This window comes from Symbiobacterium turbinis, assembly GCF_055383075.1.
Window position 1 is genome coordinate 1,300,057 of the sequence record NZ_AP042433.1, and the last position, 15,439, is coordinate 1,315,495.

Here is a 15,439-nt window from a genome sequence, read left to right on the forward strand (position 1 = left end):
GTTGCACGGGCACCATCCGTTTCACGGCATGAACGCAACGCCCGCCTCCTCGACCGGAGACGGGCGGGGTGCATGGTGAACTTGTGCGATGTGCGGTGGCGTGTGCTGTGCATGATGGACGGGTGTTGCGTACGCTGGGCGGGTGTGGCCCACGAAGGGCGGGTGTCAGGCACGATGGGCAGATGCAACGCGCGCTATGGGATTACCTGCGTTCCCGCCTCGCCGGCCACGGCCGCCGCGGCCTGATTCAAGGCTGCGATGACGGCACGCTTCCCCGTGGCTTTCACGAACTCCAGTGAGGCCTCCACCTTCGGCCCCATGCTGCCGGCGGCGAAGTGGCCCATCTGTGCGTAGGCCTCCAACTGAGCCACGGATACCTGACGCAGGGTGACCTCGTTCGGCTTCCCGTAATTCAGCTTCACGTTCGGCACGTCGGTCAGGATCAGCAGGAGGTCGGCTTCCACCGACCGGGCCAGTACGGCGGCCGCACGGTCCTTGTCGATCACCGCCTCGACGCCGGCCAGCGCGCCGTCCTCCCCGGCCCTGACAGGCACGCCGCCGCCGCCGGCTGCGATCACGACGGCGCCCCCGCCGATCAGCCCGGTGACCACCTCCTGCTCGACGATCCGGAGCGGCCGGGGCGAGGGCACGACCCGCCGCCACCCGCGTCCGGCGTCCTCCCGCATGTCCCAGCCCCGGGCGGCCAGCTCCCGCGCGGTCTCCGCCGTGTAGAAGGGGCCCACGGGCTTGGTCGGGTCCGCGAAGGCCGGATCGGCCGGATCCACCTCCACCTGGGTGACGACGCTGACCACCGGCCGGGGGATTCCCCGGGCGACGAGCGCGCCGGCGATGCTCTGCTGAAGCATGTAGCCGATCATGCCCTGGGTCATGGCCCCCAGCACGTCCAGCGGCATGGGGGCAACCGTCTCCTTGGCCGCCTCGGCCTGCAGGAGCAGGTTCCCCACCTGCGGTCCGTTGCCGTGGGTCAGCACCAGCTGATGCCCGGCTGCCACCAGATCGGCGATCTGCGCCGCCGTCACGTCAACGTTGTGCCGCTGCTCTTCGTAGGTGCCGCGCTGGCCGGGCTGCAGGATGGCGTTTCCGCCCAGCGCCGCGACAATCCGGATGGACAAGGGAACCCCTCCTCTGGTGTTCACGCCGGTTGATCGATCAGTCCTCCCAAATTTTCTCTACCCAAAGGGTTGGCTCCTGCAACCGGTACGAAGAGATGACGACGCCATCGGGATGAGGGTCCCCATCTGCTTCGTCACCATGCAGCCACCCGTTGGCACGCCCTCGTCCGGCGGCGGGCTTCTTCACGCCCCAACCATCCCAAAGGGCACCCGTCGCCGTCCAACTGCGGCGAACTTCCACTTCCCCCCCGACCAACAAGTATCCGCTGCACTTCGTGCCCTGCCGGCGATACTCGTTGCCGCATCCACCGCCGGGGGGCCCGACCCCATCCCCTGCCCGGGCGACAAATGAACAGGTTGGCGACGGAAGCAGAGAAGCGCCGGTCTCCAGCAGAAGATCCGGCGCCCCTTGCGTGCTACTCCACCGTCGCCACCGGGTCGCCAGCCTCCACCGGGCCCTGCCTGTCCAGGCGCCACTTGCGCTTGTCATCCAGGTTCGTCAGCAGCACCGGCGTCGCCAGGGAGGGCACGTCACCCTGAATGGACGCCAGGTCCACCCGCAGCAGCGGCTGGCCGGCCGCGACCCTGTCGCCCTGCGCCACCAGCGCCTCGAAGCCCCGGCCCTGCAGCTTCACCGTGTCGATGCCGACGTGCACCAGCACCTCCAGCCCGTCAGCGGCGCGGATGCCGACCGCGTGCGCCGTGGGAAACAGGTTGATCACCTCGCCCGCCACCGGGCTCACCACCGTCACTCCGTCTGCGACGGCGGGGAAGACACAGAATCCGTCGCCCATCATCTTCTCCGCAAAGACCGGGTCCGGCGTTTCGGTGATGGGCTTCACCTCTCCCGCCAGCGGCGCCGCCACCGTCAGCGGCTTCTTCTTTCTGCCCAACAGGCCCAACACGACTGCGAACCTCCTCCTGCGTCTGCCGGTTCAGCGAAGAATCCTGCCGCCACCCACTTTCTGCAACTGGCGCTCATCTCCCTCCTAGTCTTTCCGACCCGGCCGCTCACTGCGCACGCGCCGCGTACGGCGTCCAGCCGCGTGGACCCATCACCGCCCCCCTGCATACCGTGATGGGGAATCGCCCGCCCATCCCCGCGGTTGGGCGGAGAACACGGGGAGGAACGACAGATGCAGAGCCGCAGATTCCGGATGGCCCGCGCGGGCATCGCGGCGGTGCTGGCCGCAGCGCTCCTGGCTGCCTGTAGCGGGCGGCCCGCGCCTGGGGAAGAAAAGTTCACGGTTCGGTTCACCGAGGTCATCCACTCCATCTTCTATCTGCCGCAGTACGTGGCGCAGGCCAAGGGCTTCTTCGAGGATGAGGGGCTGGAGGTCGTCGCCTCCACCGCCCAGGGCTCCGACCGGGGCGTGGCCGCCCTGCTGGCCGGGACGGCCGACATCGCCATGGTGGGGCCCGAGACCACCGTCTTCGTCTACAACCAGGACTCGCCGGTGAAGGTGAAGCTCTTCGCCCAGCTCACCGCCCGCGACGGCTCCTTCCTGCTGGCCCGGGAAAAGCCGGAGGGCGACTTCTCTTGGGAGGACCTCAGGGGCAAGTCCGTCATCGGCTGGCGGCCGGGTTCCATGCCCCAGTTGGTGGCCGAGGCCCTGATCCGGCAGCACGGCCTGGATCCGGCAGCAGACCTCGACTACATCGACAACCTGGCGGCGCCGGCCATGGTGGGCGCTTTCCTCAGCGGGCAGGGGGACTACATACAGGTTTTCGAGCCTTCCGTCAGCGAGCTGGTGCAGGGGGGCCACGCCTACCTGGTCTCTTACCTCGGGGCCGACTACGGCGAGATGCCCTACACCGGCTTTGTGGCCACCGACAAGTTCATCGCGGAGCACCCCGACGTCATTCAGCGGTACACCAACGCCATCTACCGGGCGCAGAAGTACGTCTTCGCGACCGACCCCGAGGTCGTGGCGCAGGAGGTCGCGCAGTTCTTCGAGGGCACCGACGTGGAGCTTCTGGCCTCCTCCATCCGGCGGTACCGGGACGAGGGCGGCTGGGTGACCACGCCGGTCATGAACCCCGCCGACTATGACAAACTCCAGGATCTTATGATCGCTGGCGGCGTGCTGGAGCCGCACCAGCGGGCCCCGTTCGACGCCATCGCGACCAACCAGTTTGCCGAGGAGGCGGTTAAGCAGGTGAAGTAGAGGAGGAATCGGAGACATGGGCCGTCCCCGCATCGCTCTGGAGGAGGTCTCGCTGACCTACCTCACCCCCCGGGGGGCGACGCAGGCCCTGGCCGGCGTCAGCCTCGCCGTCTACCCGGGGGAGTTCGTCTCCATCGTCGGCCCCAGCGGCTCCGGCAAGTCCACCATCCTGTCGCTCATCGCCGGGATCCTGCAGCCTACCGCCGGCCGGGTGCTCCTCGACGGCGACCCGGTCACCGGCCCGTCGCAGCGGGTGGGCTACATGCTGCAGCGCGACTACCTGTTCGAGTGGCGGACGGTCACCGAGAACTGCCTGATCGGCCCCGAGGTGCAGGGGCAGGACATGGCCCGCGCCAGGGGCCGGGTGGCCCGGCTGCTCCAGAAAACCGGCCTCACCGCCTTCGCCGATGCGTACCCCGGCCAGCTCTCCGGCGGCATGCGGCAGCGGGCGGCCCTGGTGCGCACCCTGGCCATCGACCCCGACATCCTGCTGCTCGACGAGCCGTTTTCCGCCCTGGACTTCCAGACCAAGCTGATGCTGGCCGACGAGATGTGGAGCCTCCTGAGGACCGAGCACAAGACCGTCCTGCTCGTGACGCATGACATTTCTGAGGCGATCTCCCTCTCCGACCGGGTCATCGTCCTGTCCCGGCGGCCGGGAAGGGTGAAGTCCGTACATGAGATCCGCTTCGCCGGGCCCGAGCGGCCCATTCCCTTCAAGGCCCGCGGCGCCCCGGAGTACAGCGGGTACTTCCACCGCATCTGGGCGGAGCTGGACCCCCCGGGGGAGGTGAACCGCAATGTCGGATGAGGCGCTCCTCGCCCGGTACCGGCGGGCGCAGCGGCGCCGCCGCTGGGCGGTGGCCGCGGCCCAGGCCGCGCTGCTGGCCGCCTTCCTCCTCCTCTGGGAGGTGGCGGCGGCCCGCTACTGGGTGAATCCGATGCTCACCAGCCGGCCCAGCGCGGTCTGGCAGACCCTGGTCAGCATGGCCGCCTCGGGCTCCCTCTGGGTCCACGTGGGCGTGACGCTGCAGGAGACCCTGGCCGGCTTCGCCATCGGCATGGCCCTGGGGATGGGGATCGCCGTCGCCCTGTGGTGGTGGCCCGCCCTGGCGGCGGTGCTGGATCCCTACCTGGTGGTGCTGAACGCCCTGCCCAAGATCGCCCTGGGGCCCATCTTCTACATCTGGCTGGGTCACCAGTGGTCGGTGTACGGCATGGCCGTGGCCATCTCGGTGGTCGTCACCATCGTCATGCTGCACGCCGGGTTCAGCGAGGTGGAGGCCAACCAGGTGCTGGTAATGCGCACCTTCGGCGCCACCCGGGGGCAGATCCTGCGGAAGGTGGTCATCCCCGCCTCGCTGCCCACCGTGATGGCCGCCCTGAAGGTGAACATCGGCCTCACGCTGGTCGGCGTGATCGTCGGCGAGTTCCTCTCCGCCCGCGCCGGCCTGGGCTACCTGATCATCTACGGCGGCCAGGTCTTTCAGATGCAGCTGGTGATGACCTCCGTGGTCATCCTGGCCGTCATCTCGGCCCTGCTCTACCTCGCGGTCACCTGGGCGGAGCGGCTGGTCTCCCGTCTGCTGCACCTGCCGGTGCGCAGCTGAGGGGATCGGCTGGCAGGAGAGTCTGGCAGACCCGTGGAATATACCGTGGTACAGCAGCGGATTCGGAACGCGTCCAGGGGGCGGAGCCATGCGGGCTCCGCTCTCTGGTTGAGGACTGGGGGGTCCGCGTTGAGTCGCAGAAACCGTTCGCAACAGATGGGGCGCAGGGCCGCGCTGATCCTCTGCCTCGGGCTCGCCACGTGGCTCCTGCTCTGGTGGACAGGCCGCGCAGGCCCGTGGACGACGGCCGCCGTCGGCGCAGGGGTCGCCCTGCTCCTGCTCGTCAACCTGTGGGCAGCGCCGCGCCGGCCGGGCAGCGCCGGGCCGCACCATCCCGAGGCGGAGGCGCCGCGTGAGCGCGCGGCGTCTGTTCCGGAGTACCTTTCACACCGCCCCAACGCGGTGCGCCCCGACTACAACACGCTTCCCGATGTGTGGCCCCCGCATCCTCCCCGGGTGATCAAACCGGCCCCACAGCCTATCCGGCGGGAGTCGATGCCGGAGCCGGCGCCGCCTCAGGACCCGCCTGCCGCGGAGCCGGCGCCCTCCCGCATGCCGCCCCCGGTTCCGCCGCCCCTGTTCGGCCGGCCCGGCTCCCGGCCCATCGTGGCGGGGATGGAGCACACCGTCGGCGCCAGGTGGCTGCGTGCGGTCAGGGAGGACGAGCCCGGGGCGGCGGGAACGGGTTCGCCGGTTGAGGGGGTTCGGACAGAGGGTGATGCCGAGGGCGGTGCCGGGACCGAAATCGCGATGGCGGCCGATGCTGGAGCAGACGTCGTCGTCCAGCCGGAGGCATCCGACAGTGTCCGCCGGGAGGTTACCGGCGGCGTCCACCCTGAGGCAAGCCGCGGCGCCCTCTTGGAGGCAACCGCCGACACGAACGGAGAGGCGGCTGCCGGCGCCGGCGACGGGGCCGCCGCTCAGGCTGATGATGCGCCCCTCGCAGCAACCGCCGCCGGAGCCGACGAGGAGGTGGCGGCCACGGCGCCCCCTGAGGCGGATGCGGCACCCCCGGAGGCGGTTGCTGCGCCCCCGGAGGCGCCAGCACCCGCTCCGCCCTCGCGGCTCCAGCTGCCTGGGCTCACCGAGGCGGAGCGGGCGGCTCTCGGCCTGCTGGAACCGGAGGCCGGTCCGGAGCCGCGGCCAGACCCCGGCGCCACGCCGGATACGTCCTACCACCTCCCCTCTCTCGACCTGCTTCCTCTGCCCGAGACCGAACGGGGCCTCTCCGACAACGAGATCCTGGAGCGGGCGTCGCTCCTGGAGCGCACCCTCGCCAGCTTCGGCGTGGAGGCCACGGTGGTCGACTTCGCCTTCGGCCCCGCGGTGACCCGGTACGAGCTGCAGCCCGGGCCGGGGGTGCGGGTGAACAAGTTCACCGCCCTGGCCGACGACATCGCGCTGGCCCTGGCGGCGACGGATGTGAGGGTGGAGGCGCCCATCCCCGGCAAGTCGGCCGTGGGCATCGAGGTGCCCAACAAGGAGCGGTTGCCCGTGCCCCTGCGGGAGGTCCTGCAGTCGCCCGAGTTCCTGGCCAGCACCTCGAAGCTGACGGTGGCCCTGGGCAAGGACAACTCCGGCCGCCCCGTGGTGGGCGACCTGGCCCGCATGCCCCACCTGCTCATCGCAGGGGCCACCGGGTCCGGGAAGTCCGTCTGCATGAATACCCTCATCTGTTCGCTGCTCTACAAGGCGAGGCCGGATGAGGTCAAGATGCTCATGATCGACCCCAAGATGGTCGAGCTCTCCATCTACAACGGCATCCCCCACCTGACCGCGCCGGTCATCACCGACGTCCGCAGGGCGGCCGGGTACCTGAAGGGCGCGGTGAAGGAGATGGAGGCCCGCTACGAGTTGTTCGCCGCGCTGGGCGTGCGCAGCATCGAGCAGTACAACCGTCTCGCCGCGGCCGACCCCGGCACCGATCCCGACAACCCCCGCAGGCCGCTGCCCTACATCGTCATCTTCATCGATGAACTGGCCGACCTGATGATGGTGGCCCCGGCCGACGTGGAGGACGCCATCTGCCGCCTGGCCCAGATGGCCCGTGCCTGCGGCATCCACCTGGTCATCGCGACCCAGTCGCCCCGGGTGGACGTGATTACCGGCCTCATCAAGGCCAACATCCCCTCCCGCATCGCCTTCGCCGTCTCGTCGCAGGTCGACTCGCGGGTGATCCTGGACACAGCCGGCGCAGAGCGGCTCCTGGGCCGGGGCGACATGCTCTATCACCCCGCCGGCCTGTCCAAGCCCGTCCGGGCGCAGGGCGCGTATATCAGCGAGGCGTCGGTGGAGAGACTGGTCCAGTTCGTGAAGGCCCAGGGCCGTCCCGAGTACACCGCGCAGGAGGTGCCGCTGGAGAACGGCGGCCGCCGCGGTCGAAACGGCGGACAGAACGCGCAGGATGCCCCGCCGGCTCCCTCCGCGGTCGACGAGGCCCTGCCCGAGGCCGCCCGCATCATCATCGAGCACGGCCACGCCTCGGTCTCCCTGCTGCAGCGCCGCCTCCGGTGCAACTACACCAAGGCCGCCCGCCTGATCGACGAGCTGGAAGCCATGGGGCTCATCGGCCCCCACCAGGGCTCCAAGCCCCGTGAGGTGCTGGCCACCATGGCCACCTGGCAGGAGCTGTTCGGCGGCCGGCGAGAGGAGCAGTGAAAACCGATGCCCATCCGCACCCTGCGGGTGACCACGCCCGCACAGCTCGAAGCCGCCTTCGACATCCGGCGCAAGGTCTTCATCGAGGAGCAGAACGTCCCGCCCGAGGAGGAACTGGACGCCCTCGATCAGACCGCTGTTCACGTGCTCGCCCTGGACGCGGCTGGCCGCCCCGTGGCCACGGGACGCATCATCCCCTACGGTGAGGGGACGGGCAAACTGCAGCGCATCGCCGTTCTGCGGGAGGCCAGAGGCAGAGGCTACGGCCGTGCCGTGGTCGAGGCGCTGGAGGAGATCGGCCGAAGCATGGGCTTCAGCCGATTCGTACTGGGCGCCCAGACCCAAGCCGAGGCGTTCTACCACAAACTCGGGTACCGAACCGTATCGCCGGAAGTCTTTCTGGATGCTGGTATTCCCCACGTGAACATGGAGAAGGTCACTGAGGACTGAGCAAGCGACCTGGCGGAACCCTCTGGGGCCGCCGTGCTCCGTGTTCGCTTGCGGGGGTGTGGGGGGCTATGCGCCGGCCATTCTTCGTGTTCGCCTTCGCTGGTGCTGGAGTCGATACCCCTGCACCCCCGCGTATTCGCTTTGGCCGGTGCCAGGGTCGAGGCCCGCGCCATCCTCCGTGTTCGCTTGCGCTGATGCCAGGGCCCATGCGAGAGGACGAGCACGAGCACTGGCGTAGCACCAGCCAAAGCGAACAGAAGCGACACCCCGCCACACCACCAGCCAAGCCGAACAAGAGGGATACCCCAGAATCGAGTAGGAGGGGGCGGCTAGCCCCCGCCCTCTCGCCGTCCCTTGCGGCTTCACCGCTACCTCCGGCGAGCAGGCCCCGTGCGGGGTCTTCTGCGTTTGTCGCGGGCTGCTCTCCCCGGGTAAGGACGCTGACCTTCGCCCCGCACCCGCCCCATCTACTGCACCGCCCTTTGGCAGCCTCGGGTTTTGCTGTGTCGTGCCAGCTCACCCGAGCGGCACAGCCTCCTATGGGGCGCATAGGGCGGTGCCTCAGCTGGCACCGCCCTTCACATCTAAGACTATTCGCCCATCAGGAGGCGGGCGTACGGCGAATCGATCGGGATGACGATTGTCGGCTTGCCGTTCAGGGTGGTCTTGTAGGACTCAAGCGTCCGGTAGAAGGCGTAGAACTCCGGGTCTGCGCCGTACGCCTCGTTGTAGATGCGTGCGGCCTCCAGCTCGCCCTCAGCCTCGATCTCGGCCGCCTGGCGGGCCGCCTCTGACACGATCAGGGTGGCCTCCTTGTCGGTGCGGGCCCGGATGATGGCCGCCTGCTCGTCGCCCTGCGAGAGATAGTCCTGGGCGATCTTCGACCGCTCCGACTTCATGCGGTTGTACACGGACTCCAGGTTCTGCGGGGGCAGGTCGGTCCGCTTCAGCCGCACATCGTGTACGGTGATCCCGTAGTTGGCCAGGGACTCGTTGACCAGCCGGGTCACCTCGGTGTTCAGGTTCCCCCGGGCCGACTCGCCCTCCGAGATGATCTCGCCGAACCTCAGCCGGCCGAGCACCCCGCGGACGGTGGAGTAGACCGCCGCGTCGATGCGCTGCTCAGCCCGGGCGATCGTCTGGGTGTTCTGCACGAACAGCAGCGGATCGGTGATCTGCCACACGGTGTAGTGGTCCACGATGATGGGCTTCTGGTCAGACGTCAGCACGTCGGCCGGGTTGCTGTCGTGCACCATGCGGTACTTGGGCAGGGTGTGCGCCGACTGCAGCAGCGGGATCTTGTACGTGGGACCCGCCTCGGTCACCACCCACTGCACCACGCCGGTCCACGAGCGGATCACCAGGTACTGGTCCTCCCGGACGAAGATCACCTGGCTCAGGGCGCCGGCGATGAGGGCGATGGCGACGATCCAGGCCAGCAGCCGCTTCACCTCGCCGGGCTTCACGTCGATCTTCAGTTCGATGGGCTCACGCTGCGGGTTCACTGGCTGCCACCCCCTCCCGGCACGATGGGCAGGTACTTGACCGTGCCCTCACTCGAATCCACGATCACGATGTCGGCCCCGGGCAGAATCTGCTCCAGGGTCTCAAGCAGCAGGCGCTCCCGGGTCACGTCCGGGTTGGACTTGTAGGCCTCGTAGATGGCCTTGTACTGGGCCACGTCGCCCAGGGCCTGGTTGATGCGGGCCTGCTTCTGGGCCTCGGCCCGCTCCAGCAGCTGCCGGGCCTCGGCGCGGGCCGCAGGAATCCGCTCGGCCTCGTACCGGCCGGCCTCGTTGATCTTGGTCTGCTGGGCCTCCCGGGCGTCGGTGACCGCCTTGAACTCCGCCTCAACCTCCTTCGGCGGCTCCACGTCCTGCAGCTTCACGTCGATGATCATGATTCCCGCGCCGTACCGGTCCATCAGCTCGACCAGCTGCTCCTCCACCTCTTCCTGGATCTCGAACTTGCCCGTGGTGATGGCAAAGTCCAGGCCCGTGGTGCCCATCACCGAGCGCAGGGCCGCAGCCGTCGCGTTGCGGAGCAGCCGCTCGGGGTCGTCGACGCCGAAGAGGTACCGCTCGATGTCCTGGATGCGCCACTCCACCAGCAGGTCGGCCCACACCAGGTTCTCGTCGCCGGTGATCATCAGGGCCTCGTCCTCCACCAGCACAACCTGGTTGCCCTGCTCACGGAAGCCGAACTGCAGCTCCTGCGTCTGCTTGGTCGGCAGCACCACTGCCGTCTCCAGCGGCCAGGGCAGCTTGGTGTGCACGCCCTTCTCCACCTGCCGGGTGGCACGCCCCATCGTCAGCACGAGGGCCGACTCGTGCTCCTCCACCCGGAACCACGTTGTCAGGGCCAGGTTGACCAGGAGGGCAACCAGCAGCAGCCCCAACAGCGTTCGCCGAATCACTCGCACGCGCTATGACCTCCTTTGTTCACATAGTAACGAGTGCGGAATAAAGCGTCCAGACAAAGGATGCGTCGGGAACCCCAAATGGTTCAGGGAAAGTGGAACCAAAGGCCGCGGCCCCCGGGGGCATACTACGGCGGAGGAGGTGCAGGTGATGCTGCGCGGCGACGTAGACCGCTTCTATCAGGCCATCAGGCGGGAGCACCCCGACCCGCCGCCGGGCCCGATAAAGCGGCTGGACCACGTCAGGGCCATTGCGGACTACTACGCCCGCCTCACCCAGCAGGAGCGGCTCCTCATGCTGGCCTGGGCAAGAAAAGAGGAGAGCGGCATCGGGATCATCCCGCTTGCGCTCTCTGCCATTCCCTTTTTCGGACTGATCGTCAGCTCCCGGCTTCAGGAGCTGCTGAGCCAGTTGCCCATCTGGCAGATCTTCACCATCTGGCTGCTCTTCGGCACCCTGGTCCTGCTGGGCTTCTACATCCACCACCGGCAGAAGGCTTACACGACGCTGCACATCGCGCTGCTGGAGCAGGCCATCAAGCAGGCGGAGGCCGCACACAGCGCCGGGCGGCAGCCGCCTGCGCCCGGCCCCGCCGCTGAAGCAGACCAGGCGGCACAGGAGAAGCCGGCCCCCGCGGATGACCGCAGGCTCACGCTTTCCCCCGAGCCCGACGTGCACTGAGGCCGCGTCAGAACGACGGCAGCTCCTCACCCGCCAGCACCCGGCGCTGGATGGCGACCACCGCCTCCGGCCGGATGCGGGCCCGGAGGATGGCCGCCAGCGACGCGTCCTGCGCCCGCGTAAGCAGCACCGCCTCGGTGTCGGCGGCCGCCTCGCTGGTCCGGCTGCGCAGCGGCAGCCGCTTCAGACCGGGGGCCAACAGCGGGGCGCCGCCGTCCCACACCGTCGCGTCGATCTGGCCGCTGAGCAAGAGGGACATCGCCTGGGCGTAGGAGATCTCCACCATCTCCACCGCCTTGCCCCGGCACTCATCCAGGGCCAGCCGCATGTGGTCGTGGGATGCGGGGTCGACACCGACCCGCATGCCGTCGGCGATGCTATTGGCCTCCTCCCGCACCAGGAGCACGTGCTCCCCCACGCTGGAGCCGGGTCCGAAGGAGAGCACCATCTGCAGGTCGCCGGCCTCCGCCTCGGCCTCCCACGCCATGCGGGAGGCGATCGCGAAGTCGCAGCGCCCCGAGCGCAGAAGCTGGATGCGGCTGCGGCCGCCCCGCACCTGCGCCAGCACCAGGGGCACCCCGGCCCCGGCGAAGATGCGGGTCAGCCCCGTGGCCAGGCCGGCGAAGTGGAGCGAGTAGGCCACGGGCATGACGCCGATCACCGTCTCCAGCCCGCCGAGGGCCATCAGCTTCGGGTAGTCCAGCCGGACGATGTACGAACCCTGGCTGCCGCGCCGCTCCAGTTCCACCGCGCCCTCGTCGGTCAGCAGCTTCATGGCGGCCTGAACCGTGCCGCGGCCCGTCCCGAACTCGGCGGCCAGCTCGCCCACCGAGGCGAGCCGGTCTCCCACGCGGTGGGCCGCCAGCCGCCGCGCCAGCTCCACAGCCACAGATCCGTACCGGTGCAGCACGGGCCTCACCCCCCTCACATAGCATAACACGAAAGGCGCGCCGCCGAATTGCCGTATGTGGAAGGAACTTTCGGATCGCGTAGCGAATAGTTCGAATGCCGGCAATCTCTGCGATCTGTTTGATATACATCTTCGTACAGGTTTCTGTACGGTTTGTGCGACACCCGCCGGAAGTACCGAGGAAGGAAGTGACGCCATGACGCTGGATTCGCAGACCCTCATCCGGGAACTGACGGAGCTCCTTGGCGAAGACCGGGTGATCACGGATCCCGAGAAGCTGGCGGAACGGGCGGTGGACACCTGGCCCCTCCGGCTGGTGCAGCATGTCGTCGGGGCCGACAAGGTCCTCCCCCGCCTCATGCTGCGACCCCGCAGCACCGACGACGTCGCCCGGGCCCTGGCCTACCTCAACGAGCGCCGCATCCCCGTCGTGCCTTACGGCGGCGGTTCCGGGGTGACCGGCGGCGCCGTGCCCGCGGCAGAGAGCGTGGTGGTCGACGTGAGCGACATGAACCAGATCCTCCGCCTGGACGCCGACAACATGACGGTAACGGTCCAGCCCGGCGTCTTCCTGGCCGATCTGGAGGCCTGGGTGAACGAACGGGGCTTCATCACCGGCCACTACCCCCAGTCCATCGACGTCGCGCAGGTGGGCGGCCTGGTGGCCACCTTCAGCGCGGGGCAGTTCTCCACCAAGTACGGCAACATCGAGGACATGGTGGCCGGGCTGGAGGCGGTGCTGCCCTCCGGCGAGGTCATGCGCATCGAATACGTGCCCCGGCGTGCGGTCGGCCCCGACCTGCGGCAGATCTGGGTGGGGTCGGAAGGGGCCTTCGGCGTGATCACCGAGGTCACCCTGAAGCTCTTCCCCAAGCCGGCGGAGCGGTGGATGCAGGGCTACGCGGTGCCCTCGATGCGGGACGGGCTCGCGATCATCCAGCGGTTCATGCAGGCCGGCTGGAAGCCGGCGGTGGTCCGGCTGATCGACTTCGTCGAGGCCGCCCGCCTCCTGCAGGACACCATGCCAGGCGAGGAGGCGCTGCTGATCGTACTCTCCGAGGGGCCCAAGGGCTACGCGCAGGCGGAGGGCGCGGCCGTGGACGAGATCGTCCGGGCCGGCGGCGGCCGCCCCATGGGCGAGCGGCCCGTCGAGCTCTGGCTGGAGCGGCGCAACGACGTACACGAGTTCGACCAGTACATCAACATGGGCATCATCGTCGACACCATCGAGGTGGCCGCCCCCTGGACCCGCATCGCCGACATTTACGAGCAGGTGACCGCCCGGCTGAAGGCGGAGGTGCCGGAGCTCCTGGTGATCATGGGCCACTCGTCCCACAGCTACATCCAGGGCACCAACCTCTACTTCATCTTCGGCGCCCAGCCGCCCCGCGACCCGGCCGAGGTCGAGCGGGTCTACTGGTCTGTCTGGGAGCGTGTCATGGCGATCACCCGGGAGTGCGGCGGAACCATCTGTCACCACCACGGCATCGGCAAGCTGCGGGCCCGCTGGGTGCCGGAGGAGCTGGGCAGCGCCTGGCCCCTCCTCCAGCGGCTGAAGCAGACCCTGGATCCCAACGGCATCATGAACCCCGGAACACTCCTGCCCCGTGCGTAACGGAAGGAGATGGTGACCATGACGCTGCATCCCTTCAGCCCCGAGGGACGGGACGCAGCCCTGAAGCGGCTGGCCGCGGAGACCTTCGACCTGCTGGTGGTGGGCGGCGGCATCACCGGCGCCGGCCTGGCCCGCGACGCCGCGCTGCGGGGCCTGAACGTGGCCCTGGTGGAGAAGGAGGACTTCGGGCACGGCACGTCTGGCCGGTCGTCGAAACTGGTCCACGGCGGGCTGCGCTACCTGGTCCACGGCGAGGTGCGGCTCGTGCGGGAGTCGGCCCGGGAGCGGGCGGCGCTCCGCCGCGTCGCCCCGCACCTGGTCCACCCCCTGCCCTTCCTCTTCCCCCTCTTTCACGGCGACAGCACGTTCTTCTACCGGACCGGCCTCTCGATCTACGACTGGCTCGCCGGCGTGACGCCGGCGGAGCAGCACCGCATGATCGACACCGAGACGGTGAGGCAGTGGGCCCCGGGCCTCCGGGACCCGCTGAAGTGCGGCATCGCCTACGGCGAGTACATCACCGACGACGCACGGCTCACGATGGAGAACGCCCGGTCCGCGGCCGAGTGGGGGGCCGCGGTGGCAAACCACGTGCAGGTCACGGGCTTCCGGTACGAGGGCGAGCGGGTCGTCGGCGTGCACCTACGGGACGAACTGACCGGAGACACATTCCCCGCCTCCGCCCGGGTGGTGGTCAACGCCACGGGCCCCTGGGCCGAGCACACCCTCGCCAGGAGTGCGCTGGAGGGGCCCAAGCAGCTGCTGCTGAGCAAGGGCATCCACCTGCTCTTCCGGGCGGAGCGGTTGCCCGTGTTCGGCGCCGTCACGCTCCGGCTGCCCGACGGCACGATGGGTTTTGCGATCCCGCGCTGGCAGTACGTCTACGTGGGCACCACCGACGTGGAGTACCACGGCGACATCGACCATCCCGGCGCCGATGAGGCGGCGATCGCGCACCTGCTCCGCCTGGTGCAGCACTCTTTCCCCGAGGCCGGCCTGACGCAGGACGACATCGTCAGCACGTGGGCCGGCGTCCGCCCGCTCATCGCCCAGCCGGGCAAGTCGCCCCGCGACACCTCCCGCCACGACGAGGTCTGGCGGATCAGGCCGGGGCTGCTCACCATCGTCGGCGGCAAGCTGACGACCTACCGACAGATGGCGAACCGGGTGATGGCGCAGGTGGCCCGCGAGGTCGGCCAGGCTGTGGGGGACAACCGGCGGACCGCGGAGGTTCCCCTGCCCGGGGCCGACGTGGACACACCGGGCTTCAGCGCCTTCCGCGACCGCATGCTCCGGGAGTACGACGCCGCCGGCGTTCCGGCCGAGATCACCGACCGCATCGCCTGGCTCTACGGCAAGGGCATGAAAACGCTGCTCGAATACGGCCAGGAGGACTCAGCCTGGCTACAGCCCCTGGCCCCCGGCACCCGCGCCCTCCGGGGCGAGGTGCGGCTGGCCGTGGAGCAGGAGATGGCCATGAGCCTGATCGACTTCATGGACCGCCGGTCCGCCCTGCTGCTCTTCAGCGACGATCAGGGCCGGGCCGCGGCGCCGGAGGCCGCGCGGATCATGGCGGACCTGCTCGGCTGGAGCGAGGCGAGGCGCGCGGCCGAGCTGGAGGCCTACCTGGCCCTGGCGGACAAGCACGGCCCAACTGGTGGAAGGGCTGACCGGGCAGCAGGGAGCGCCGCCCCTCCTGTAGAACCTGTGGTGCATGAATAATCGTGAGCAATTGGACCTGTCCTGCGAAAAGAGCCCCGGGCAGTTGAACCTGCCCCGCACGAACAGCCTCAA

Annotated in this window: 13 protein-coding genes; 8 read left to right on the top strand and 5 right to left on the bottom strand. The window is 69.2% G+C overall.

The annotated features are described in order from the left end of the window. Nucleotides 1–194: 194 nt before the first annotated feature. Together arcC and ACZ45O_RS06320 are read right to left on the bottom strand one after the other, a co-directional pair. A complete protein-coding gene (arcC, locus tag ACZ45O_RS06315; protein ID WP_464856638.1) occupies nt 195–1,133 on the bottom strand; it encodes a carbamate kinase in 939 nt (312 codons plus the stop codon). A 416-nt stretch (nt 1,134–1,549) separates the two neighbouring features. Beyond that, nucleotides 1,550–2,038 carry a PTS sugar transporter subunit IIA gene (locus ACZ45O_RS06320; RefSeq protein ID WP_464856640.1) on the bottom strand — a complete coding sequence of 163 codons (489 nt, stop codon included), beginning with the start codon at nt 2,036–2,038 and terminating at the stop codon, nt 1,550–1,552. 231 nt (nt 2,039–2,269) lie between these two features. On the opposite strand from ACZ45O_RS06320, the gene ACZ45O_RS06325 reads away from it, so the two are divergent. From ACZ45O_RS06325 to ACZ45O_RS06345, 5 genes are all read left to right on the top strand, one after another. Beyond that, nucleotides 2,270–3,301, top strand: a complete 1,032-nt coding sequence (locus ACZ45O_RS06325) for an ABC transporter substrate-binding protein (RefSeq protein ID WP_464856642.1) — start codon at nt 2,270–2,272, stop codon at nt 3,299–3,301. Between the two features lie 16 nt (nt 3,302–3,317). Beyond that, nucleotides 3,318–4,112, top strand: coding sequence for an ABC transporter ATP-binding protein (locus ACZ45O_RS06330; RefSeq protein ID WP_464856644.1), 795 nt, complete (start codon nt 3,318–3,320; stop codon nt 4,110–4,112). Then, nucleotides 4,102–4,911 (top strand): ABC transporter permease, encoded by an 810-nt coding sequence (locus ACZ45O_RS06335; RefSeq protein WP_464856646.1) that lies wholly within the window; start codon nt 4,102–4,104, stop codon nt 4,909–4,911. The genes ACZ45O_RS06330 and ACZ45O_RS06335 overlap by 11 nt, the downstream gene beginning before the upstream one ends. 129 nt (nt 4,912–5,040) lie before the next feature. Next, a complete protein-coding gene (locus tag ACZ45O_RS06340; RefSeq protein WP_464856648.1) occupies nt 5,041–7,569 on the top strand; it encodes a DNA translocase FtsK in 2,529 nt (842 codons plus the stop codon). Between the two features lie 6 nt (nt 7,570–7,575). Next, on the top strand, nt 7,576–8,019 hold the full coding sequence (locus ACZ45O_RS06345; RefSeq protein ID WP_464856650.1) for a GNAT family N-acetyltransferase: 444 nt from the start codon (nt 7,576–7,578) through the stop codon (nt 8,017–8,019). A gap of 590 nt (nt 8,020–8,609) precedes the next feature. Here the strand turns inward: ACZ45O_RS06345 and hflC are convergent. Then, nucleotides 8,610–9,524 carry a protease modulator HflC gene (hflC, locus tag ACZ45O_RS06350; protein WP_464856652.1) on the bottom strand — a complete coding sequence of 305 codons (915 nt, stop codon included), beginning with the start codon at nt 9,522–9,524 and terminating at the stop codon, nt 8,610–8,612. Then, nucleotides 9,521–10,441, bottom strand: coding sequence for an FtsH protease activity modulator HflK (hflK, locus tag ACZ45O_RS06355; protein ID WP_464856654.1), 921 nt, complete (start codon nt 10,439–10,441; stop codon nt 9,521–9,523). Before hflK ends, hflC begins: the two co-directional genes overlap by 4 nt. 148 nt (nt 10,442–10,589) lie before the next feature. Here hflK and ACZ45O_RS06360 point away from each other — a divergent pair, with 148 nt between their 5' ends. Further along, the gene (locus tag ACZ45O_RS06360; RefSeq protein WP_464856656.1) at nt 10,590–11,120 is read left to right on the top strand and encodes a hypothetical protein; all 531 of its coding nucleotides are present in this window, start codon (nt 10,590–10,592) and stop codon (nt 11,118–11,120) included. A gap of 7 nt (nt 11,121–11,127) precedes the next feature. Here the strand turns inward: ACZ45O_RS06360 and yhfZ are convergent, their stop codons facing one another. Next, complete coding sequence (gene yhfZ, locus ACZ45O_RS06365; RefSeq protein WP_464856658.1) at nt 11,128–12,030, bottom strand: GntR family transcriptional regulator YhfZ; 903 nt, start codon at nt 12,028–12,030, stop codon at nt 11,128–11,130. A gap of 196 nt (nt 12,031–12,226) precedes the next feature. On the opposite strand from yhfZ, the gene ACZ45O_RS06370 reads away from it, so the two are divergent. Both ACZ45O_RS06370 and ACZ45O_RS06375 read left to right on the top strand, forming a co-directional pair. Further along, nucleotides 12,227–13,645, top strand: a complete 1,419-nt coding sequence (locus ACZ45O_RS06370) for an FAD-binding oxidoreductase (RefSeq protein ID WP_464856660.1) — start codon at nt 12,227–12,229, stop codon at nt 13,643–13,645. A gap of 18 nt (nt 13,646–13,663) precedes the next feature. Then, nucleotides 13,664–15,367, top strand: coding sequence for a glycerol-3-phosphate dehydrogenase/oxidase (locus ACZ45O_RS06375; RefSeq protein ID WP_464856662.1), 1,704 nt, complete (start codon nt 13,664–13,666; stop codon nt 15,365–15,367). The last annotated feature ends 72 nt before the right edge of the window (nt 15,368–15,439 follow it).

Excerpts from the sequence above, each read along its gene's own strand:
- ACZ45O_RS06330 (WP_464856644.1), top strand. The coding sequence starts at position 3,318 with ATGGGCCGTCCCCGCATCGCTCTGGAGGAGGTCTCGCTGACCTACCTC.
- ACZ45O_RS06375 (WP_464856662.1), top strand. The coding sequence starts at position 13,664 with ATGACGCTGCATCCCTTCAGCCCCGAGGGACGGGACGCAGCCCTGAAG.
- ACZ45O_RS06345 (WP_464856650.1), top strand. The coding sequence starts at position 7,576 with ATGCCCATCCGCACCCTGCGGGTGACCACGCCCGCACAGCTCGAAGCC.
- ACZ45O_RS06360 (WP_464856656.1), top strand. The coding sequence starts at position 10,590 with ATGCTGCGCGGCGACGTAGACCGCTTCTATCAGGCCATCAGGCGGGAG.
- ACZ45O_RS06325 (WP_464856642.1), top strand. The coding sequence starts at position 2,270 with ATGCAGAGCCGCAGATTCCGGATGGCCCGCGCGGGCATCGCGGCGGTG.
- ACZ45O_RS06370 (WP_464856660.1), top strand. The coding sequence starts at position 12,227 with ATGACGCTGGATTCGCAGACCCTCATCCGGGAACTGACGGAGCTCCTT.
- ACZ45O_RS06335 (WP_464856646.1), top strand. The coding sequence starts at position 4,102 with ATGTCGGATGAGGCGCTCCTCGCCCGGTACCGGCGGGCGCAGCGGCGC.